The organism is Neopusillimonas aromaticivorans, from assembly GCF_030344915.1.
In the GTDB taxonomy this organism is placed as follows: Bacteria; Pseudomonadota; Gammaproteobacteria; order Burkholderiales; family Burkholderiaceae_B; genus Neopusillimonas; species Neopusillimonas aromaticivorans.
In genome coordinates, this window is sequence record NZ_CP128233.1 from 3244456 (window position 1) to 3264600 (window position 20145).

At 56.7% G+C, this 20145-nt stretch carries 13 protein-coding genes and 9 pseudogenes; 4 read left to right on the forward strand and 18 right to left on the reverse strand.

Going from position 1 to position 20145, the window contains the following annotated elements; translation table 11 throughout:
* Nucleotides 1-61: 61 nt before the first annotated feature.
* The 3 genes and pseudogenes from N7E01_RS17965 to N7E01_RS17975 form a co-directional block, all read right to left on the reverse strand.
* Nucleotides 62-885, reverse strand: a pseudogene (locus N7E01_RS17965) (peptidoglycan DD-metalloendopeptidase family protein).
* 151 nt (nt 886-1036) lie between these two features.
* Nucleotides 1037-1900: a DMT family transporter gene (locus N7E01_RS17970; protein ID WP_289173869.1), complete on the reverse strand. Its 864-nt coding sequence runs from the start codon at nt 1898-1900 to the stop codon at nt 1037-1039.
* Nucleotides 1901-2041: 141 nt separating this feature from the next.
* On the reverse strand, nt 2042-2725 hold the full coding sequence (locus N7E01_RS17975; protein ID WP_289173870.1) for an ABC transporter ATP-binding protein: 684 nt from the start codon (nt 2723-2725) through the stop codon (nt 2042-2044).
* Here N7E01_RS17975 and N7E01_RS17980 point away from each other — a divergent pair.
* Nucleotides 2724-3373 (forward strand): annotated as a pseudogene (locus tag N7E01_RS17980) (arylesterase). The gene N7E01_RS17975 and the pseudogene N7E01_RS17980 overlap by 2 nt on opposite strands.
* A 126-nt stretch (nt 3374-3499) precedes the next feature.
* Here the strand turns inward: N7E01_RS17980 and N7E01_RS17985 are convergent.
* Nucleotides 3500-3634 carry a hypothetical protein gene (locus N7E01_RS17985; protein ID WP_289173871.1) on the reverse strand — a complete coding sequence of 45 codons (135 nt, stop codon included), beginning with the start codon at nt 3632-3634 and terminating at the stop codon, nt 3500-3502.
* On the reverse strand, nt 3631-5454 hold the full coding sequence (locus N7E01_RS17990; protein WP_289173872.1) for a SurA N-terminal domain-containing protein: 1824 nt from the start codon (nt 5452-5454) through the stop codon (nt 3631-3633). The genes N7E01_RS17985 and N7E01_RS17990 overlap by 4 nt, the downstream gene beginning before the upstream one ends.
* A gap of 128 nt (nt 5455-5582) precedes the next feature.
* On the opposite strand from N7E01_RS17990, the pseudogene N7E01_RS17995 reads away from it, so the two are divergent.
* Nucleotides 5583-6423 (forward strand): annotated as a pseudogene (locus N7E01_RS17995) (23S rRNA (adenine(2030)-N(6))-methyltransferase RlmJ); the annotation flags it as partial.
* Between the two features lie 275 nt (nt 6424-6698).
* On the opposite strand, the gene N7E01_RS18000 reads toward N7E01_RS17995, so the two are convergent.
* From N7E01_RS18000 to N7E01_RS18025, 6 genes and pseudogenes are all read right to left on the reverse strand, one after another.
* Nucleotides 6699-7430: a pseudouridine synthase gene (locus tag N7E01_RS18000; RefSeq protein WP_289173873.1), complete on the reverse strand. Its 732-nt coding sequence runs from the start codon at nt 7428-7430 to the stop codon at nt 6699-6701.
* 201 nt (nt 7431-7631) lie between these two features.
* Nucleotides 7632-8366 carry an amino acid ABC transporter ATP-binding protein gene (locus N7E01_RS18005; RefSeq protein ID WP_289173875.1) on the reverse strand — a complete coding sequence of 245 codons (735 nt, stop codon included), beginning with the start codon at nt 8364-8366 and terminating at the stop codon, nt 7632-7634.
* A gap of 8 nt (nt 8367-8374) precedes the next feature.
* Nucleotides 8375-9070 (reverse strand): amino acid ABC transporter permease, encoded by a 696-nt coding sequence (locus N7E01_RS18010; RefSeq protein ID WP_289173876.1) that lies wholly within the window; start codon nt 9068-9070, stop codon nt 8375-8377.
* 6 nt (nt 9071-9076) lie between these two features.
* Nucleotides 9077-9816: pseudogene (locus N7E01_RS18015) on the reverse strand (amino acid ABC transporter permease).
* 36 nt (nt 9817-9852) lie between these two features.
* On the reverse strand, nt 9853-10767 hold the full coding sequence (locus N7E01_RS18020; protein WP_289173878.1) for an amino acid ABC transporter substrate-binding protein: 915 nt from the start codon (nt 10765-10767) through the stop codon (nt 9853-9855).
* 93 nt (nt 10768-10860) lie between these two features.
* On the reverse strand, nt 10861-11199 hold the full coding sequence (locus N7E01_RS18025) for a P-II family nitrogen regulator (RefSeq protein ID WP_289173879.1): 339 nt from the start codon (nt 11197-11199) through the stop codon (nt 10861-10863).
* Between the two features lie 73 nt (nt 11200-11272).
* On the opposite strand from N7E01_RS18025, the gene argH reads away from it, so the two are divergent.
* Nucleotides 11273-12694, forward strand: coding sequence for an argininosuccinate lyase (argH, locus tag N7E01_RS18030; RefSeq protein ID WP_289173881.1), 1422 nt, complete (start codon nt 11273-11275; stop codon nt 12692-12694).
* Nucleotides 12695-12893: 199 nt separating this feature from the next.
* Here argH and rlmD read toward each other — a convergent pair.
* The 6 genes and pseudogenes from rlmD to surE form a co-directional block, all read right to left on the reverse strand.
* A pseudogene (rlmD, locus tag N7E01_RS18035) lies at nt 12894-14241 on the reverse strand (23S rRNA (uracil(1939)-C(5))-methyltransferase RlmD).
* A 45-nt stretch (nt 14242-14286) separates the two neighbouring features.
* Entirely contained in the window at nt 14287-14838 is a 552-nt protein-coding gene (locus N7E01_RS18040) for a Spy/CpxP family protein refolding chaperone (RefSeq protein WP_289173882.1), read from the reverse strand.
* A gap of 166 nt (nt 14839-15004) precedes the next feature.
* Nucleotides 15005-15780 (reverse strand): annotated as a pseudogene (locus N7E01_RS18045) (3'-5' exonuclease).
* Nucleotides 15777-16591 (reverse strand): annotated as a pseudogene (locus N7E01_RS18050) (peptidoglycan DD-metalloendopeptidase family protein). The pseudogenes N7E01_RS18045 and N7E01_RS18050 overlap by 4 nt, the downstream one beginning before the upstream one ends.
* A gap of 12 nt (nt 16592-16603) precedes the next feature.
* Nucleotides 16604-17473, reverse strand: coding sequence for a protein-L-isoaspartate(D-aspartate) O-methyltransferase (locus tag N7E01_RS18055; RefSeq protein WP_434089535.1), 870 nt, complete (start codon nt 17471-17473; stop codon nt 16604-16606).
* Nucleotides 17424-18176 (reverse strand): annotated as a pseudogene (surE, locus tag N7E01_RS18060) (5'/3'-nucleotidase SurE); the annotation flags it as partial. The pseudogene surE and the gene N7E01_RS18055, both read right to left, overlap by 50 nt.
* 106 nt (nt 18177-18282) lie before the next feature.
* On the opposite strand from surE, the gene plsY reads away from it, so the two are divergent.
* Nucleotides 18283-19005 carry a glycerol-3-phosphate 1-O-acyltransferase PlsY gene (plsY, locus tag N7E01_RS18065; protein ID WP_434089536.1) on the forward strand — a complete coding sequence of 241 codons (723 nt, stop codon included), beginning with the start codon at nt 18283-18285 and terminating at the stop codon, nt 19003-19005.
* Here the strand turns inward: plsY and tsaD are convergent.
* A pseudogene (gene tsaD, locus N7E01_RS18070) lies at nt 18952-19983 on the reverse strand (tRNA (adenosine(37)-N6)-threonylcarbamoyltransferase complex transferase subunit TsaD). The gene plsY and the pseudogene tsaD overlap by 54 nt on opposite strands.
* Nucleotides 19984-20145: the final 162 nt, after the last annotated feature.

Sequence of the window (20145 nt, forward strand, 5' to 3'; positions counted from 1 at the left end):
CCCGCTCAATGAACAGCGCCAGGCCTTTTTCAATGAAAAAGACCAGAAAAAGCCTGCCCGCTTAATCAATAAACAGGGCGGGGTCTACGCGCTGATTGTTCAGGCTGACATTCCAGTGCAGGTGCGGCCCGGTCGCGCGCCCGGTCGCGCCCACCTTGCCAATCACCTGACCACGCTTGACCACTTGTCCGACCTTGACGTCCTGCGCTGACAAATGGCAATACATGGTGATCAGCCCCAGGCCGTGATCAATGAATATGGTCTTGCCATTGAAATAATAATCATCAACGATCGTTACGACACCATCAGCCGGTGCTTTCACAGGCGTTCCGGTTGGCACGGCAAAGTCAAGCCCGGAATGCGGGTTGCGCTCTTCGCCATTGAAAAAACGCCGCAAACCAAACGGGCTGGATAACCGCCCCTGTACAGGACGATCAAGGCGAATGTTGCTGGGCATCTGGTCACGAAACTGCGCATAGGCCTTCATCTGCGCATCGTATTCGCGTTCAAAGCGCTTGAGCTGCTCGGGGTCAGGACTTACGTGCTTCTGATTACGCAACGTAATATGCTGTGATTTGTAGTCGCGCGGGTTGACCGTAAATTGAATGCTTCGCTGGCTGCTGCCTGACCCGACAGTGGCCGATTGAACGCCAGGCTTGACATCAAGGCCGATTCCCACCAGGGCAATCCAGAGCTGGTCGCTGTCTTTAAGCACCATGACCGGGTGGTCACGGTAAACAACCGTCGGCGGTGCACTACCCCTTCCCCAAGCTGCAACACCGCCACACCGCCGGGAAACGGATGATTCAGCGTACGACTGATATACCCCGTGGCCCACACCGGCACCGAAACGGCAGCCAGTACACACACCACCAACCACCGCATTACCGCCTTGAAACCCATAACACACCTGCAACAAAACACGAAACAAGAAGGCCGTCGCCAGCCCGGCAACATCACAGCCATCAGCCATCAGCCATCAGCCATAGCCATAGCCATAGCCATAGCCATAGCCATAGCCATCAGCATTCAACCATTAGCCGGCCCGGCGCGCATTACAAATAAACACACCCGACAGTACGGCCACAAAGCCAGCCAGCTGGATGGGCATGAGTTTATCGCCGAAAATCAGGAAAGCCTCGATGGCAACGAGTACCGGCGACAAAAACATCAGGGATGAAGCCGTCGCAGCCTGACCTCGCCGGATAATATAGATCAAGAGCATGGTACCAATACCCGTCAGCACAAACGCAGCCCAAAACAACGACGCCCACAGTTCAGGCGACCAGATCCAGCGGGTTTCCCCAAGAATCAGCGCAAAGGCGCCCGTAAACAGCAAGGTACCGAAATTTTGCAAAGATAGTGCCACGCGGATGTCGACCGCCTGAATAGATGTCTTTTGTACGATGGTACCGAACGTGATGGACAGAACAGCCAACACCCCCACCATGAAAGCCCACAACGGGAATGCCCCGACACCGGTATTGCTGAGTGCGGGCTGAACAACCAGAAACACACCGATCATTCCCATGAAAATACCCACCCAGACCCGGCGTGACGGAATTTCCTTGAGAATGGGAATGGCAAATACAGCTGTCAGCAATGGCTGCACCGAACCAATCAAGGCCATGACGGCCGGGGGAACACCACCGGCAATGGCCCAGAACACACCGCATAAATACATACCCTGCAGCAACACACCGGCAAGCAAATGCTTGGGAATTTCACGCAGTGGCGGCCACTTTACTTTGGCATAGAGGGCAATGCCCGTGAACAGCACTGCTGCAATGCACATGCGCACAAAAAGGAACAAGGTCGGGTCGGCGTACGGCACAATAGCCTTGCCAACAATGAACCCCGTTGACCATATGAATACGAACAGCGCAGCGATGAAAATCATTTTTTATTGTGTCCTGTGATGTGTCTCCCGCCCGTAACATACCACAGCACCCAAGCCAGACTACCACACGCCCCACTACTCAATCCCTGCGCCACCCTGCCCGAATATCCCGAACCAGGCACAACATGCGAAAACCACGAACTAAGCTGGCACAACGGCTGACAACTTGCCGGCGATCAGGCGCAGTTCCCGGTCACAACGCGCAGCCACCGCCGGATCGTGGGTTACCATCACCAGCGTAGCCCCCTGCTCACGCAGCAAAGAAAACATCAGCTCGATGATTTTCTGCCCATTTTGCTCGTCAAGGCTGCCGGTCGGCTCGTCAGCGAACAAGACATCGGGCTTGACAACAAAAGCACGCGCCAGTGAAACACGCTGCTGCTCGCCGCCGGACAACGTCTTTGGGTAATGATGAAGACGCTCAGCCAGACCCACCCGATCAAGCATGTGGCGCGCCGCATCGGCTGCGGGCTGGCCTGCCAGCTCAAGGGGCAACATCACATTTTCAAGGGCTGTCAGGTTGGGCAGCAGCTGGAACGACTGAAACACAAACCCCACATGACGGGCCCTAAGCGCCGCACGCCCCTCTTCATCCAGATCGAACAATGACTGCCCCATAAGGTGCACCGCACCCGAGGTGGGAACATCCAGCCCGGCCATCAGTCCAAGCAACGTTGATTTCCCTGATCCCGATGCTCCGGTAATCGCAAGTGCTTCGCCCGAGGTCGCGGACAGGTTGACATTATCTAAAATGGTGATCGTGCCTGCAGAGTCAGACACCTGCTGGCATAAATTTTTTACTTCTAAGGAATAGGTCAAGTTCATGCGTACCCGATGGCAGTTGATTGTTGCAGCCTTATTTTGCCTGATTACCGGCTTTACCGTTGGCGCTCATGCCGCCAACGCAGCCGACAAGCCTTCCAGCATACTGGTCATTGGCGACAGTCTTTCGGCCGAGTACGGTCTGCAACGTGGGTCGGGCTGGGTCAATCTGATCCAGAAACGCCTTGACGATGCAGGACTAGCCTGGCGGATCAACAATGCCAGCATCAGCGGTGACACTACCAGCGGCGGGCTGAGCCGCTTTCCTGATGCCCTTGAACGCCACAAACCCGATATCGTCATCATTGAACTTGGCAGTAATGATGCCCTGCGCGGGCTATCGCTGGATATGACCCGCAGCAACCTGGCAGGCATGGTTGAACAGGCCAAAGCCGCTGGCAGCCGTGTCGTCCTGGTTGGCATGCAGATACCCCCAACTACGGGCGTCAATATACCGAGGCCTTCAAAACATTGTTCGAAGACCTCGCCAAGGCGAAGCATGTTGCGCTGGTGCCGTTCCTGCTTGATGGCATAGCCACGGATCGAAGCCTGTTCCAGGCGGATGGCATCCACCCGAATGAATCCGCTCAACCGGTACTGGCCAATAACGTCTGGAAAGCGCTCGAAGCCCTGGTTACCGCCAGGCCCTGAACAACACACGATCCATCACATTTAAACAATCACGCTATTCCGATACACCGACGCAGCAACCGTAACCACGAAAAAAAGCCGGCCCCAAAAGGTAGCCGGCTGTTTTTGGTTATGGTCTGAGCAGACTCAGTTTTCTTCACCCTGAATCACGGCTTCGGCCTCGGGCAAGCGCTCGACCCCAAGGCTTGCTCGCAGAGCCTGCAGGACAGCACGTTCTTCGGCTTGCCCCCACGCGGCATTCATTTCGCGCGGTACATTCACGAGCATCTCGTGGTTGGCAACACCCGCCTTGGCTGTCTCGACCCGAACGACCACATAGCCCCCTGACCGCCCACACCTTCGTAAGCCGGCAAGGCATCCGCCGAGGCACGGAACGCCGCTTCCAGCGCCTGAGTCTCTACACCCTGAGGGTTGATGCGACTGACGGTCATGGCATCGCCAAAACCTGCGGGCACCACACCTGCATTTGCCTGCCAGGTTTTCATATCCGCCTGGGCAGCCTCTTGGGCCGCCTTGGTTGCCCGCTCGTTGGTCAGGGCGGTACGAATGAAACCGGACACCTGATCAAGCGGCTGTACCCGTGCAGGCACCACCTGATCAACCCGTACAACAACCAACGTATCCGGCGAAATCTCGATGACGCCCGAGTTCTGCTTCTCTGCCATCAGGGCAGGTGAAAACAATGCGCGACGGACCCGGATGTCATCAAGGATGGCTGCATCGGCACTGGCCGCTGCGGCAGCGCCCTGTACTTGCTGTTCAGGCAAAAGACGATCTTGCGCAATGCCATTTGCCTTGCGGATTTCCAGACCCAGACCTTGGGCAGCAGGCTCAAGACTGGTGGCATTGTCGTACGCCAGATCACGCAAACGCGACGCCAGATCTGCGAATCGTTCGGACCCCATCTGACGACGCACTTCAGCCTGCACCTTGGCACGCGCCTGCTCGAACGTTTCTCCACGCTCGGCCTCGACCTCGGTCGCAAGGAAAATGTGATAGCCGTCTGGCCCTTCAACAACACCTGACACTTGATTGGGGACAAGCGCAAAAATGGCCGACTCGAGCTGTGCAGGCAAGCTGCCCCGGGACACCCAACCCAGACGACCACCGTCTTTCGCACTGCCGATGTCCTGCGATTCGGCCTTTGCCAACTCGGCAAAACCGGCAGGATTGTCTTTGAGCGTGTCAGCCAGTGTCTGAGCCCGTGCACGTGCCGCGCTGCGATCTGCCTGCGATGCACCCTGAGGCGCATTAACAAGAATATGGTTCAGAAACACACGCCCCGGCAAAACATAACGCGACTTGTTTTGCTGGTAATACGCCTGTAAATCGGCTTCGCTGATCTCGGGCAGGCCGTTCATGGCCGCTGTCTCGTCAAGAACCAGATACTGCGCACTGATATGCTCGGGCACCTGCAAGGCCGCCTGATTCTGGTCGTACCAGGTTTTGATGTCTTCATCAGTAACGGTGACCTTGTCGGCATAATCTTGCGCCGCATACGTCTTCAAGCGAATGGTACGCTCGGCGGTCAGGGCTTGCTGTACCGCATCAGTGACGGGAACAGGCAACGCCGCAGTCAGACCTACCGGGGCAAGTACACGCTGCAACGCCAGTTCGGCCCGCTGACCTTGTTCAAAATCACGGCTGGTCATGCCCATGGAAGCCAGAACTTCGTTGTAGCGCTCGGGTGAAAACTGGCCATCAACCTGCAATTCAGGGATCGAGGCAATTGCACGACGCAGAACATTATCGGACACACTAAAATGATCTTTGGTGGCCGCCTCGACAATGACGGCGCGATCAACAAGTGATTCGAGCAAATTTTCGCGCATTTGCGGGCTGTTAAGCACAGCCGGATCAAACGCACTGCCCATGCGGGCTTGCAGTTGCTGCAACTGGTTGCGCTGGGCGTTGTCAAAATCCTCTTGGGTAATGGCCGAATCGCCAATACGCACCAGTTCTTTATTGGCCGACACATAATTGGTGTAGCCACTGATACCAACAAGCGCAAACGACGGGAAAATCAGGATAACCAGAACAAGCAGCATCAGGCGCTGATGCGTACGGATAAAATCAAACATTCATCAAACCCACAGAGTCGTCGGTTCGCCTTCGCGTTACCTGACGATGTATACCCAAAAATTACGGCGCAACCTCGGTGCAGCGAGTTTACCACCGAGTGACGCCGGCCCACTTCAAAGGCCAACCCTTGTTCAGCTATCGCCACGCATTCCATGCCGCCAACCACGCCGACGTGCTTAAACACAGCATTCTGGTGCATATTCTTGATTACTTCAATCAGAAAGAAAACCCTTACTGGGTGATCGACACCCATGCCGGTGCCGGCATTTATGACCTGTCCGATGAGTGGGCGACCAAAAACGCAGAATTTGCCGACGGGCTCGATCGACTGCTTGACGCGGACAAGCACCCGACCCTGATCGAGCGCTACCTGCAAAGCGTACAGGCCTTTAACCCCGATGGCATAGCCAACTTTTACCCAGGTTCCCCTGGCTGGCCCTGCAAGCGCTGCGCGAAAAAGATCGCCTGCGCCTGTTTGAACTGCACCCCACCGAAATTGACATACTGAAAGAAAACCTTTCATTGCAAGACCGGGCCACCCAGAAAAAACCATGGTCTACGAACAAGACGGTTTCACGGGCCTGAAGGCCCTGCTGCCCCCGCCAACTCGCCGGGCCATTACCATTATTGACCCGTCGTACGAAGACAAGGCCGACTACCGCAAAACATTGCAATGCGTGCAAGACGCCATGACACGGTTCCCGACCGGCTGCTACGCCATCTGGTACCCGCTGGTGCAGCGTCGCGAAGCCACCGAACTGCAACGAACCTTTGAAAAAATGAAAGACTGCAACTGGCTTAACGCCACACTAAGCGTACGCAAGCCACCCAGCGACGGTTTTGGCCTGTTTGGCAGCGGCATGTTCGTCATCAACCCGCCCTGGACATTGCATGGCGACCTGGCCAAGGCGCTGCCGTGGCTGGCAAAGCAACTGGCCCTTGATGAACGCGCCAATTTCACCCTGAAGCAATCGGCCTCGGGTACACAACCAGCGTCGAACACAAAGCAAGCACCAGAAAAAAACGTGATTCAGGTTCAAAGCACGCTTCGGGTACAAAACATAACTCAGCGGCAAAGCACACCTCGGGCGCAAGGTCAGTCACAGGTGTAAAACAGGCTTCAAAAACCAGATAAAGCATGCGCATCAAATAAATTGGCCCAAGGTTTTAACGAAACCCTTGGGCCAAACAACACTTAACGCATGGCGGGGCATACACCCCTGAAAAAGAACGAGCCAGACCCTTAAAACTGCTCGCCTTCTCGCAGATAGCGCCATTGGCCCTGGGGTAAGTCACCCAGCACGATGCGGCCCATACGCACGCGTTTCAAGCCAACCACTTTCAAGCCCACCTGCTCACACATCCGGCGGATCTGACGCTTCTTGCCTTCCTGCAAAATAAACCGCAACTGGTCTTCGTTCTGCCAGGAGACCTCGGCGGGTTTAAGCACCTGACCATCGAGACTCAGGCCATGGTTAAGCAATTTCAGGCCGTTGCTGCCCAGCTTGCCCTCGACCCTGACCAGATACTCTTTTTCAATATCGGAATGCTCATCGATCAGCTGACGCGCAATCCGGCCATCTTGCGTCAATACCAACAAACCTTGCGAATCAATATCCAGACGCCCGGCCGGTGCCAGGCCTCGCAAATGGCTACGGTCAAACTTGATCAGGGATTTTTCAGGGCGATATTGGGTGCGTTCTGAAATCAGCGTAGCCGCAGGCCGGTAGCCACTTTCGGCCTGACCCGACACATAGCCCACCGGCTTGTTCAGCAAGATAGTGACACGAGCAGTCTGGCGCTGCTGCGCCTGCCGATCGAGGGTAATTTTCTGGTGCGGATACGCCTTGCTGCCCAATTGAGACACCACGACACCGTCAACACGCACCCAACCCCGCTCGATATAGCTGTCAGCCTCGCGACGGGAACACAGGCCACGGTCGGCCATCAATTTCGAAATTCTGATTTTTTCCATAGGCGTCATTGTATGCAGGATGACGCCTGTCGGGTATCAGGGAACGAGAACAGGCCAGCGCCACGTTGCGCCATAGCGTCAACGGAGCGGTAAACCTGACCTCAGGAATGCTGCAGGGTTATGGCCCATCCAGGCCGTCGGCGCTCGCCCTCGCCCTGACCCGGGCGACTTGTCAAACAACACGCCAAGAAAAATCTGACATCAATACGCCAGAATCTTGGAGAGAAACTGCTGAGCGCGCTCGGAACGTTGTTCCGGGTGACCGAAGAAATCATCTTTGCTGCAATCTTCAACGATCAGGCCCTGGTCCATGAAAATAACGCGATCAGCTACCTTCCGCGCAAAACCCATTTCATGGGTGACCACCATCATGGTCATGCCGTCAGCGGCAAGGTCTACCATGACATCCAGAACCTCATTAACCATTTCAGGGTCGAGCGCCGACGTGGGTTCGTCAAACAGCATGACGACCGGATCCATGGCCAGAGCCCGCGCAATGGCCACCCGCTGCTGCTGACCTCCGGACAACTGACCGGGAAACTTGTCAATGTGGTCGGCCAGCCCCACGCGGTGCAACAAGGTCTTGCCGCGTTCAACGGCCTCTGCTTCAGAGCGACCCAACACCTTCACCTGGGCCAACGTCAGGTTGCGCATGACGGACAAATGTGGAAACAGCTCAAAGTGCTGGAAAACCATGCCAATACGCGAACGCAGCCTGGGCAGGTTCGTACCCGGGGCCCCTACCGAAACCCCGTCAACAACGATTTCACCTTCCTGAAAAGGCTCGAGGGCATTGGCGGTTTTGATCAAGGTTGACTTGCCCGACCCGGACGGCCCGCACACCACCACGACCTCGCCGCGGCTGACCTGGGTCGTGCAATTTTTAAGCACCTGAAACGCGCCATACCACTTGCTTACATTCTTGAATTCGATCATGCCTGAGCTTACCCCTGACCCGCGACGCCATAACGGCCTTGCAACCGGCGAACCAGTCGCGATGCCGCATAGGAAATAACAAAATACACCAGTGCAGCGAAAATGAACATTTCAACCAAACGGCCGTCGCGCTGGGCCACAATGTTGGCGGCCCCCAGAAAATCGGTCAGGGACAGCACATACACCAGCGAGGTGTCCTGAAACAATACAATGACCTGAGTCAGCAACACCGGCGTCATATTGCGAAAGGCCTGCGGCAAAACAATAGTTCGCATGACCCCATGGTAATTCAGACCCAGGGCATAACCAGCGTCAGTTTGCCCCCGCGGGACCGCCAGGATGCCCGCCCGGATGATTTCACAGAAATAAGCGGCCTCGAACAACGTGAACGTGATCAGTGCCGAGGTGAAACCACCAACCGGTACCGGCATACCGCTGCCGTTCAACCACCCTGCGATGTAGGGCACCAGAAAATAGAACCAGAAAATGATCAGGATGAGCGGCAATGCCCGAAACAGATTGACATACCCCGCTGCCAGCCACGACACCGCGCGGTTTGCCGACAAACGCATCAGGGCCAACGCCGTACCCAACGCCAGTGCCAGAACCGTAGAAAGCAACGTCAGCTTTAACGTGAACACCAGACCTTGGGCAAACAGCCAGGGCAAGGCATCAAGAATGACGGAAAAGTCAAAATCAGCCATCACACCCTACTTGGCCGTGCCCATGAAACCAGGCACCTGCAGATTTTTTCCAGCCGGCGCATCAAGCACACAATAACGATATTGATGATGACATACAGCAGGGTCGCGGCCGCAAAAGATTCAAAAATCTGAAAACTGAATTCTTGCATTGAACGCGCAGCACCCGTGATTTCCAGCAACCCGATGGTAAATGCCACTGACGAATTCTTGACCAGATTCAAGGCTTCTGACGTGAGAGGCGGCATGATCATGCGTACAACCGCCGGCAACAGTACCCACCGATATACCTGCCAGCGTGTCAGACCCAGTGCCGTACCGGCCATGGCCTGCCCCGCCGGCAATGAGGTAATGCCCGCCCTGACCTGCTCGGCAATGCGGGCCGATGTAAACAGCCCCAGACAAACGGCTGCCGTCCAGAACGTACTGAAAAGCGGATCGGATTGCTTGATGAAATCACCCAACGAAGCGGGCAGCAGTTCCGGCACCACGAAATACCACAGGAACATTTGCACGAGCAACGGAATATTGCGAAAAAGCTCGACCCACGCCCGGCATAACCGCTCAACCCAGGCAATTCGGGTAGTGCCAAGCACCCCGACTGCAAAACCGGCCAGCAAAGCCAGCCCCCAGGCCACAACTGAAACACCCAGCGTCCAGCCCGCCCCACGGATTAGTGTATCGAGGTAAGTACCCGTGCCGTCAGGGGACAGGTCCATGAAAATGGACCAGTTCCAGTTGTAATTCATACTCGCAACACCCGGCAATAACGGTGGGCAACCCTGTCAGCCCGCAGCTGGCAGGGTGTAGGCCGCCGGATCGGGCGAGTCAGTGGGGTTCTGGATAACGCGCTGCAGTTCCGGCGTCATGGGCCAGTTCATGTTGATATTACGCGGGGGAATGGGCTGCAAAAACCATTTCTTGTACAACGCGTCGAGGCGGCCGTCTTGCATCAACGCCTTGACCGCGGCGTCGACCACCGCCTTGAATTCAGGGTCGTTGCGCGGCAGGATGATCCCGTAGGGTTCAATGGTATAGGCCTTTTGACTGATTACCCAATCGTCAGCGTAACGCGAGTTGGCAACCAGCCCGGCCAGCAGGATATCGTCCATGAAGAACGCGGCCGCCCGCCCGCTGCTGACCATAAGAAAGGCCTCGGAATGGTCTTTGGCTGTAATGATGCGCAGACCGAGATTCTGTTCGGCATTGGCTTGTGTCAGCCAGCGCAGATTGCTGGTACCTGCCGTCGACACCACCGTTTTACCCTTCAGATCGGCTAAATCCTTGAAGCCGGATGCTTTCAGGGCAGCAAACCGCGTTGCAGTCACAAACGTAGTGGGCGCAAAACTGACCTGTTCCTGGCGCTGCGCATTGTTGGTCGCCGAACCGCAGGTCATGTCAACCGTGCCATTGGCAACCAGCGGAATGCGCGTTGACGATGTGACAGGCACCTGACGCACATTCAATTCGGGCAGACCCAGGTGAGCCTTTACGGCATCAACAATGGCATAGCAGATATCCATGGAATACCCCACGGGCCGCTGCTCGCCATCGAGGTAAGAAAAAGGAATGGACGACTCGCGATACCCGAGCGTGACCTGCCCGGAATCTTTGATTTTATCGAGGCGGCCTTGGGCCAGGACCGGGGACAAACTGGCAAAAGCCAGCGTGGCGGCAAAGACAACTGACAGCAATTTCATGGCTACTCCTGCGATTTTCACAACTACCTCTTTTTAGTATACCCCAACTTCGTTGCCCTGACCTCGTGGCATACCCTAGGTTTTGCGAAAAAATCAGAGCGCTGCAGGCCCGTTCTCGCCCGTACGAATGCGGATGGCCTGTTCAACCGGCTGCACAAAAATTTTGCCATCGCCAATTTTTCCGGTATGGGCAGCCTTGAGAATGGCCTCGATGGAGCCATCGACCAACCCGTCGTCCACCACCAGATCAATGCGGATTTTGGGCAAAAAATCAACGACGTATTCTGCACCGCGATACAGCTCGGTGTGACCCTTCTGGCGCCCGAACCCTTTGACTTCGGTAACCGTCAGACCACTGACACCAATTTCGGCAAGTGCCTCGCGCACTTCGTCGAGTTTGAAGGGTTTGATGATGGCTGTAATGAGTTTCATGAACGGGCTCCGGGGGTGGGTGAGACGAAATGCAAGCTTAAAATTATCGCACGGTCATTTATAATTGGGCACTATGTCAAAAAATACCCACTCCGCCCCGCAAGACCAGTTCGCCAACAAGGCCCAAGCCTGGTCCGCCCGTTTTTCCGAGCCTGTTTCCGACCTGGTCAAGCGTTATACCGCCTCTGTCGACTTCGACAAGCGCATGGCCGCGTTTGACATCCAGGGCTCGCTGGCCCATGCCGACATGCTGGCCTCCATCGGGATCATCAGTGCTGACGACCTGGCGGCCATCCAGAACGGCATGGCCCAGATCCTGAACGAAATTGAAGCTGGCCAGTTCACCTGGTCGCTCGACCTTGAAGACGTTCACCTGAACATCGAAAAACGTCTGGTCGAACTGGTGGGCGATGCCGGCAAGCGCCTGCACACGGGCCGTTCACGTAACGACCAGGTGGCCACAGATATCCGTCTGTGGCTGCGCGCCGAAATTGACATCGCCATTGATCTGCTGCGCCAACTGCGCCACAACCTGGCGCTGCTGGCACAAACCCACGCTCACACCATACTGCCGGGGTTCACCCACTTGCAGGTTGCTCAACCCGTCACCTTTGGCCACCATCTGCTGGCCTACGCCGAAATGTTCGCCCGCGATGCCGAACGTCTGGTCGACTGCCGCAAGCGTGTCAACCGGCTGCCTTTGGGCGCTGCCGCATTGGCTGGCACAACCTACCCGATTGACCGCGAACGCGTCGCTAAAACTCTGGAATTCGACGGCATCTGCCGAAACTCACTTGACGCCGTCTCTGACCGCGACTTTGCCATCGAGTTTTGTGCCGCTGCCGCACTGGTCATGACGCACATCTCGCGCATGTCCGAAGAGCTTATCATCTGGATGAGCCCACGCGTGGGTTTCATCGAACTGGCCGACCGCTTCTGTACCGGCAGTTCCATCATGCCTCAAAAGAAAAACCCTGACGTACCCGAACTGGCTCGTGGCAAAACCGGGCGGGTCAATGGCAATCTGGTCGGGCTGCTGACACTCATGAAAGGCCAACCGCTGGCCTACAACAAAGACAACCAGGAAGACAAAGAAGGTTTGTTCGACTCGGCCGATACCATTCGCGACACCCTGACCATTTTTGTTGACATGGTCAATGGTATCAAGGTAAAGCCCGAAGCCATGCGGGCTGCGGCCCTGCAGGGCTATGCCACGGCAACCGATCTGGCCGACTACCTGGTCAAGAAAGGCGTGCCATTCCGCGATGCCCACGAAACCGTGGCACACGCCGTACGCACCTGCGAAGAACAGCAGTGCGACCTGGCTGACCTGTCACTCGAACAGCTGCGCGCGTTCCACAACGACATCAACGAAGACGTGTTCGAAGTGCTGACCCTTGAAGGCTCGGTCGCCGCACGCAATCACGTCGGTGGCACAGCACCAGCCCGGGTGCTGGAAGAAGCCGCACGCGTTTTGGCAGAAACCGCTGCCTGATAGCTCTGACGGTTGAACGCTGAAGATGGATGACTGAAGGTTGAACGCTTGAAGACTGCAGGGGTAAAAATGATCGCCTGAGGTCTGACAGACCATGACCTGAAGCCTGGCCAGCCGTTTCAGGCAGCACGCCCGAATAAAAACCCTCGCCATCGCGAGGGTTTTTTGTTGCAAGCCTGAATTTGCAGGCCAGAACTTTTCAAGCACTGCGGGCAGCAACAGACTTGCCTGGCACTGACGACTCAAACACAGCAATTGATTCCACATGGCCGGTGTGCGGGAACATATTGATCGCCCCGGCAGCGGTCATCTGATAGCCCCCTTCGGTCACCAGAATACCGGCATCGCGTGCCAGGGTTGCCGGGTTGCACGACACGTAAACAATACGTCCCGGGCGTTCATGCGGCAGCAAAGCCGCCAACGCGCGCGACACCGCTTCGGCCCCGTCTCGTGGCGGATCAATCAGCAAACGATCAAAATAGCCAAGATCCCGCAACCATTGCACGTCCACCTCGAACAGGTTCAGTACGGCAAAGTCCGTCTTGTCGGCCAGGCCATTGGCCATCGCCGCTTCACGCGCCCGATCAATCAAGATTTTGCTGCCTTCAATACCCACCACCTCGCGTGACTGGGTCGCCAACGGCAAGGTGAAGTTACCCAACCCGCAGAACAAGTCAGCGACACGATCCGTAGACTGGACACCAAGCAACGAAAGCGCACGGGCAATCAAGGCCTGATTGATGGCATGATTGACCTGGGTAAAATCAGTAGGCCGATACGCCATGCGCAAGCCAAACTGGGGTAACGAGTAAGCCAGACGCCCCTCGTCATCGGGGTCCATCGGATGCACTGTTTCCGGCCCCTTGGGTTGCAACCACCAGCTGACGCCATGTTCCTGCGCAAATTGGGCGAGCAGGCGCTGGTCACCAGCCGTCAAGGGTTCCATGTGCCGCAACAACAGCGCCGTCGTCTGATCACCCACAGCCACCTCGATTTGCGGGATGCTTTTCGGGGCAGACAATTGGCCTACCAAGTGGCGTAACGGTACCAGCAAATCAGAAACATGCGGCGGCAACACCAGGCACTTGGTCATGTCGACTACATAAGCGCCCCGCTTTTCCCGAAAGCCAACCAGCACGCCACCCTTTTTTGAACCACACGGACCGACAGGCGGGCGCGATAACGATAACCCCAGGCGGGCCCATGCATGGGCGACAGCATGCGCTGTGGCCGTACCTTGCCGATATGCCAAAGTGCATCTTCAAGGGCGCGTTGTTTGACGGCGACCTGCGCCGCCGGATCAAGGTGCTGCATGGCACAGCCGCCACACACGCCGAAATTCGGGCAAGCGGGGGTGACACGCTGCGACGACGGCTTGAGAATGGCTTCGGCGCGCGCCGTATCAAAGGATGACTTTTGCCGCAGGATCGGGCCCTGACCCGCTCGCCGGGCAAGGCTCCTTCAACAAAGACAACCTTGCCATCGTGGCGGGCAACACCCCGGGCTTCCAGGTCGAGCGACTGGATATCAAGAACTAGATCGGACATGGGCCATGACGCCTAAAAAACTTATCAGGCCCGAATTTTGACACTCTAGCGACGGCCTGTCGAATCGCCCCGCTCGGCCAGATGTGCGGCGATCTTGCCGCGCTGGGTATCATCAAACGAATCCCACACTGCCAGCCACTTGGCCGTCATATCGGCCTGAGCCTGCATCATCGTGGTTCGGTGGGCCTGTCGGGCTTCGATGGCGACACGCGGATCAATTTTTCCGGAGGACAATTCGGCCTTGCGGGCGTCGTGTTGCGACTTCATTTGGTCTTTCTGGCCCGACCACAACGACTTGCGCGCCTGCTGCGCCTGCTCAAGCAGGCCCTTCTGGGCGTCCGTCAAGGCCAGCGTATCCAGGAATTTTTGACTGATGCCTCCATAACCTGGAACCACCAGAGCGGCACGCACCTCGTCGCGCTGGCCATGACGCTTGCCATGATGTTTGCCATCGTGCTTGTGGCCGCGGTAGCCCTCAGCGGCGGTTACCGGTGCCGAATCGGGCGCTGACGGTGATGCAAAAACCGGGGTTTGCAGGGCAACAGCCGCTACCACAGCGGCCAGGGAAGATGCGAATAAAGAAGATTTGCGTTGCATGATAAGGAGACACCTGAAATGAATTATGGAGTCGTCATTGTCGGCTCACACCCATTTCCGGGTTGTTTCAGCCATGACGCCAAATCTTTCAGGTGATTTCAGCAGCCCAACAGGGTTGTTGCTTGCCAACTGCAGCACACAACCACACATCATGCAAACACGCGGATCAGGTATCCCAGGCCGCCAGATACTCGGCCCAGTGAGGAGCGCCTGAGGCTTGGAGCGTATCGCGCACCAGTTGTATCTCGTGCGCATAGGCGACATCATCAAGTTCGCCTTTCAGCAGCCGGAAACGACAATATACCAACCAGGTGTTGACGACATCGGTTTCACAATAGGCACGTACATCATCTTGCTGACCCGACATCCAGGCTTTCCAGACCTGACTGCCGTCCATGCCGAGCTTGCCCGGAAAACCGCATAATTTCGCCAATTCATCGAGTGGTGCATTGGCACGCCCGTTGTACTTGGCAAGCAGATCCATCAGGTCAATGTGGCGATTGTGATAGCGACTGATGTAGTTGTTGTATTTGAAGTCACGGTCATCGTCACCGGTATCCCAGTAGCGCGGCGCCGCTACACCGTGAATCAGGCTGCGGTAGTGCAAAACAGGGAGGTCAAAACCGGAACCATTCCAGCTGACCAAACGGGGGGTATAGTGCTCGATGGTTTTGAAAAAACCGGCAATCAAAGCCGCTTCCGGATCATCGGGTTTGCCCAGGGTTTTAACGCGAAACCCTGGGCATCACGAAACACACACCCGACCACGGCAATTTTCTGAAGGTGCAAAGGCAGAAAATCAGTGCCATGGGACTCGAGCCGGGCAGCCTGGGCGGCTGCCACGACGTCTTCATCAGACAGCTCGTTACCCCAGCCATTAAGCCGGCGCAACCCGTCGATGTCCGGGATGGTTTCGAGGTCGAAGACCAAAACAGGGGTCATCGGGCCGGCAGATACGACAAGGGGTTGACCGGTATACCGCTGCGACGGATTTCAAAGTGAAGCCGCGGCGAGGTAGTGTCAGTTTGACCGACCTCGGCGATTTTCGCACCTTTGCTGACCTGCTGGCCCGTTTTAACCAGCAACTTGTTATTGTGTGCATAGGCCGAGATAAACCCGTTCGAGTGCCCCAGCAGAATCAGGTTACCCAGACCACGTACCCCATTACCGGCATACATGACTTTACCCGATGCGGCGGCCACGACGGGATCACCCACTTTGCCTTCAATATCGATACCCTTGGTATTGGTCGTGAAGCCCTGGATGATCTTGCCGCTAGCAGGCCACCCCAGGAAACCAGGCTGGCGTCACTGGCGCGTGCCGCAGTAGTGGGCTCGGCCTTTGGTGCCGGCGCAGGCGCCGAAGGCGTTGCCGAGGACGTCGAGGGTGACGTTGATGCCGGTGCTGCTGGCGCACCGGCCACAGCCCCACCAGCACCCAGACGCAACGTCTGGCCAACCCTGAGTTGCGACGGATCGGAAATATTGTTCAAGCTGATGAGGGTATTGACATCAACATTGTGCATCTGGGAAATTTTATAGAGGGTGTCACCAGGCTTGACCACATAAACACCCCCACCCTGAGCCGACGCATCGGTGCTCGACATATCGCTGACCGGTGCCTGCGTACCTCGTGACGCACACCCGGCCAGCACGGCCAGGGATACAACGGCCGACACGGCCAGAACCCTTGAACGACGAAGGAACTGACCGCCCTGCCCTGCTGTACCCGACGCAAACGTATTTGCGTGCATAAGAAATCTCCCTTACAACTGCGTACCCGCGCGAAGCGGTACAAAACGAACTGATTCAAGGTCTGTGCGACTGAACGACGACAGACCGGTGCGCTCGATGAGGATGAGGCGCTGATCGGCGCTACCCTCGGGCGCAATGAGGCGACCGCCAACTGCCAGTTGATCAAGCAGCGCTTGCGGAATCTTGATTCCCGCCGCCGCAACGACGATGGCGTCATAGGGGGCATGCGCCGGTAATCCGAGCATACCATCTGCAAATGATAAACGAACCCTCGAGCCGGTTTTCAACACGCGCAAATGGCCCCGCGCCAGATCGTGTAACCCGCGGATACGCTCGATGGCGTAGACCTCGGGAACCAGTTGCGACAAGACGGCTGCCTGGTAACCACAGCCGGCACCCACTTCGAGTACCCGCACCGGCATACGCTGCTCACAAACCGCAGCAATCATGCGCGCCACGACCCAGGGCTGAGAAATCGTTTGACCGTAGCCGATAGGCAGCGCAGCATCTTCGTAGGCGCGGCTGGCCAGACCCTCGTCGACAAACAGATGACGCGGTACAGCCATCATGGCAGCCAGAACACGCTCATCAGTAATACCTTGCGTGCGCAAGCGCTGTACCATTTGAGCACGAAGACGGTCGGAATTCAGCCCCAGATTGGCGGAAGGCCCCTGTGACATAACTGCCGCCGGCCCTGCAGGCGACATTTTGCGAGCGGATGTACCCGGTGCTGCCACCCTGGCATTGCTGTTGGATACGGTAATACCATTGCCCAGACTGGAACGCCCGAAACGATTGACCGTACCCGTTCCGAACGGGGAATGTGTCAGGGTTTTCGCATAGCGGGCCAGCCCACCGGGAAACAGCGTCAAGCTGCTCATGGTAAGTTAGGTCAAGGCGCAACGGCGTTACCGACACACAATGCTGTTCAATCGCTGCAAAATCAGTATTGGCACCCGCGTCAAACACATTGCCGACAGGCCCGATCCAGTAGACCGGCTCGCCGTACGGCGTGGCACTTTTGATGACCGGCTCAGACGGATGGCGCTTGCCCAGACGGGTGACCCGTGTTGGCCCCAGCACATCGGCCGGGACGGCAGGAATATTGACGTTGAGCAGCACTTTGCTGTCAAGTGGCTGGGCAATGTGATGCTCGACAACCCTGCGGGCGACCTGCGCCGCGGTCTCCAGATGCTTCCAGCCCCGCTCGACGAGCGAAAACGCAATAGAAGGAATTCCGAAAAGATACCCTTCGGTGGCAGCGGCAACCGTACCCGAATAAAGGGTATCGTCGCCAAGGTTGGCGCCGTTGTTGATCCCGGAAACCACCAGATCAGGACGAAAATCAAGCAAACCCGTCAGAGCGATGTGAACGCAATCGGACGGCGTACCGTTGACGAAGAAAAAGCCATTCGGTGCCTGACGCACTGACAGAGGACGATTCAGTGTCAGCGAATTGGACGAACCACTGCAGTTCGTTTCAGGCGCGACCACCGTAATTTCGCCCAGGCCGGCCAGCGCCTTGACCAAGGCCTCAATACCCAAGGCGTTGTACCCATCGTCATTGGACACCAGTATGCGCATCACGTTTCCATTGAACTGTAAGAATGTGGCCAATTGTACCCGCTCGTGTTCACTCGTGGCTGGCTCAACGCGGTAGAATTGGCGCGCCTGGAATTAACAAAAACAATTGCCCATGACCCCTTTTTTTGCCACAGCCCTCGGGCTTCTGATCATTGCCACCGCCTACCTGCTGGGTTCCATCCCGTTTGCAGTGGTGGTCAGCCGCAGCATGGGCTTGCAAGACCCGCGCACCTTCGGGTCGAAAAACCCCGGGGCAACCAACGTTTTACGATCAGGCAACAAAACCGCTGCCTTGCTGACACTGGTGGGCGATGCCCTTAAAGGTTTGGTTGCTGTCTGGCTGGCGCAATGGCTGGCCACGCTTCTGGGGCTTGGCATCTGGGTGGTTGCCGCCGCAGCTGTAGCGGTATTCCTGGGGCACGTTTACCCGGTTTTCCTGGGTTTCAAGGGTGGCAAAGGTGTAGCAACGGCCCTGGGCGTCTTGCTTGCCCTTCAGCCCCTGCTGGCCCTGGCAACGGTGGCAACATGGCTGATTGTTGCCTACGCCAGCAAATACTCTTCTCTGGCTGCCATTATGGCGGCTGTTTTTGCGCCGTTGTATTACCTGTTTGGCGGCAATATTGGCTGGCGCCTTGAGCCTGTGGTGGCATTCGCGATTATCCTGATCAGCGTCATGCTGTGTTTCAGGCATGGCGCCAACATCACCCGGCTGATGAAAGGCACCGAACCGCGTATTGGTGCCGGCAAAAAAACCACGAAAAAACAGCAAAAAACCCTAGATTTCATCAAGCGGCCAGCGCGGACGTACGGTAAACGCATGCGACCTTGATGCGTCAAGGTCTACCAAACCGGCCTTGACACGCTGGGCTGCTGCAAATGCAATCATGGCGCCGTTATCAGTGCACAATGACAATGGCGGAAAAAACCTCACCGCCACGACGTGCCATTTCAGACTGCAACTGGGCACGCAGATGACGGTTGGCCCCGACACCACCCGCCACGACCAGCCGCTTCAACCCCGTCTGTTTCATGGCTTTCAGTGACTTTGCTGCCAGTACATCCACAATGGCCGCTTCAGTAGCGGCCGCAAGGTTTGCCCTGGCCGCAGGAAAATCAATAGACACATCCGCCTGCAAATTTTTCATGCGTGTCAGCACCGCTGTCTTGAGACCACTGAAGCTGAAATCAAGGTCTTTGCTGTGAAGCATCGGGCGCGGAAGGTCGTACGCGGCCGCATTGCCCTGTTCGGCCAGGCGCGATAAGGCCGGCCCACCAGGATAACCCAGCCCCATCAGTTTGGCCGATTTGTCGAAGGCCTCACCGGCGGCATCGTCCAGCGTTTCACCCAGCAGGGTGTATTGCCCTACCCCATCGACCCGCATCAGTTGCGTATGCCCCCTGAAACAAGCAAGGCCACGAACGGAAATTCAGGTGCCGGTTGCGCCAGCAACGGTGACAGCAAATGACCTTCGAGGTGATGAATGGCAATCGCCGGCAAATCGCGCGCCCAGGCCATTGACTGGGCCACGCTGGCCCCGACCAGCAAAGCGCCGGCCAGACCCGGCCCGGCGGTATAGGCAATAGCGTCAACATCGGAAAATGCCAGCCCGGCACCGTCCAAGGCCTCTTGGGTCAGAGGCAACACACGTTGAATATGATCACGGGAAGCCAGTTCAGGAACCACCCCACCGTAATCCTGGTGCATTTCTATCTGGCTGTGGAGCGCATGCGATAACAGGCCACTTTCAGTACATACGACGGCAACGCCGGTTTCGTCACAGGAACTTTCAAAACCAAGAATAATCATGAGGGCAGGTTATCAGACAAAACCGGTGTGGATGTCATAAAAATACGGGTAATTACGACCCGCAAAAGCAACAGTTGAGAATGAATACGGCTTAGAATTGCAGCGTAATATTTCCTTTAACCAAGAAACATTGGACCGAATAATTCAAAGCCTGTCTGGGAG

What these genes read in the sequence shown, in the direction of transcription:
- N7E01_RS17970 (WP_289173869.1), bottom strand. Translation starts at nt 1,900, where the DNA reads ATGATTTTCATCGCTGCGCTGTTCGTATTCATATGGTCAACGGGGTTC.
- N7E01_RS17975 (WP_289173870.1), bottom strand. Translation starts at nt 2,725, where the DNA reads ATGAACTTGACCTATTCCTTAGAAGTAAAAAATTTATGCCAGCAGGTG.
- N7E01_RS17990 (WP_289173872.1), bottom strand. Translation starts at nt 5,454, where the DNA reads ATGTTTGATTTTATCCGTACGCATCAGCGCCTGATGCTGCTTGTTCTG.
- N7E01_RS18000 (WP_289173873.1), bottom strand. Translation starts at nt 7,430, where the DNA reads ATGGAAAAAATCAGAATTTCGAAATTGATGGCCGACCGTGGCCTGTGT.
- N7E01_RS18005 (WP_289173875.1), bottom strand. Translation starts at nt 8,366, where the DNA reads ATGATCGAATTCAAGAATGTAAGCAAGTGGTATGGCGCGTTTCAGGTG.
- N7E01_RS18010 (WP_289173876.1), bottom strand. Translation starts at nt 9,070, where the DNA reads ATGGCTGATTTTGACTTTTCCGTCATTCTTGATGCCTTGCCCTGGCTG.
- N7E01_RS18020 (WP_289173878.1), bottom strand. Translation starts at nt 10,767, where the DNA reads ATGAAATTGCTGTCAGTTGTCTTTGCCGCCACGCTGGCTTTTGCCAGT.
- N7E01_RS18025 (WP_289173879.1), bottom strand. Translation starts at nt 11,199, where the DNA reads ATGAAACTCATTACAGCCATCATCAAACCCTTCAAACTCGACGAAGTG.
- argH (WP_289173881.1), top strand. Translation starts at nt 11,273, where the DNA reads ATGTCAAAAAATACCCACTCCGCCCCGCAAGACCAGTTCGCCAACAAG.
- N7E01_RS18040 (WP_289173882.1), bottom strand. Translation starts at nt 14,838, where the DNA reads ATGCAACGCAAATCTTCTTTATTCGCATCTTCCCTGGCCGCTGTGGTA.
- N7E01_RS18055 (WP_434089535.1), bottom strand. Translation starts at nt 17,473, where the DNA reads ATGAGCAGCTTGACGCTGTTTCCCGGTGGGCTGGCCCGCTATGCGAAA.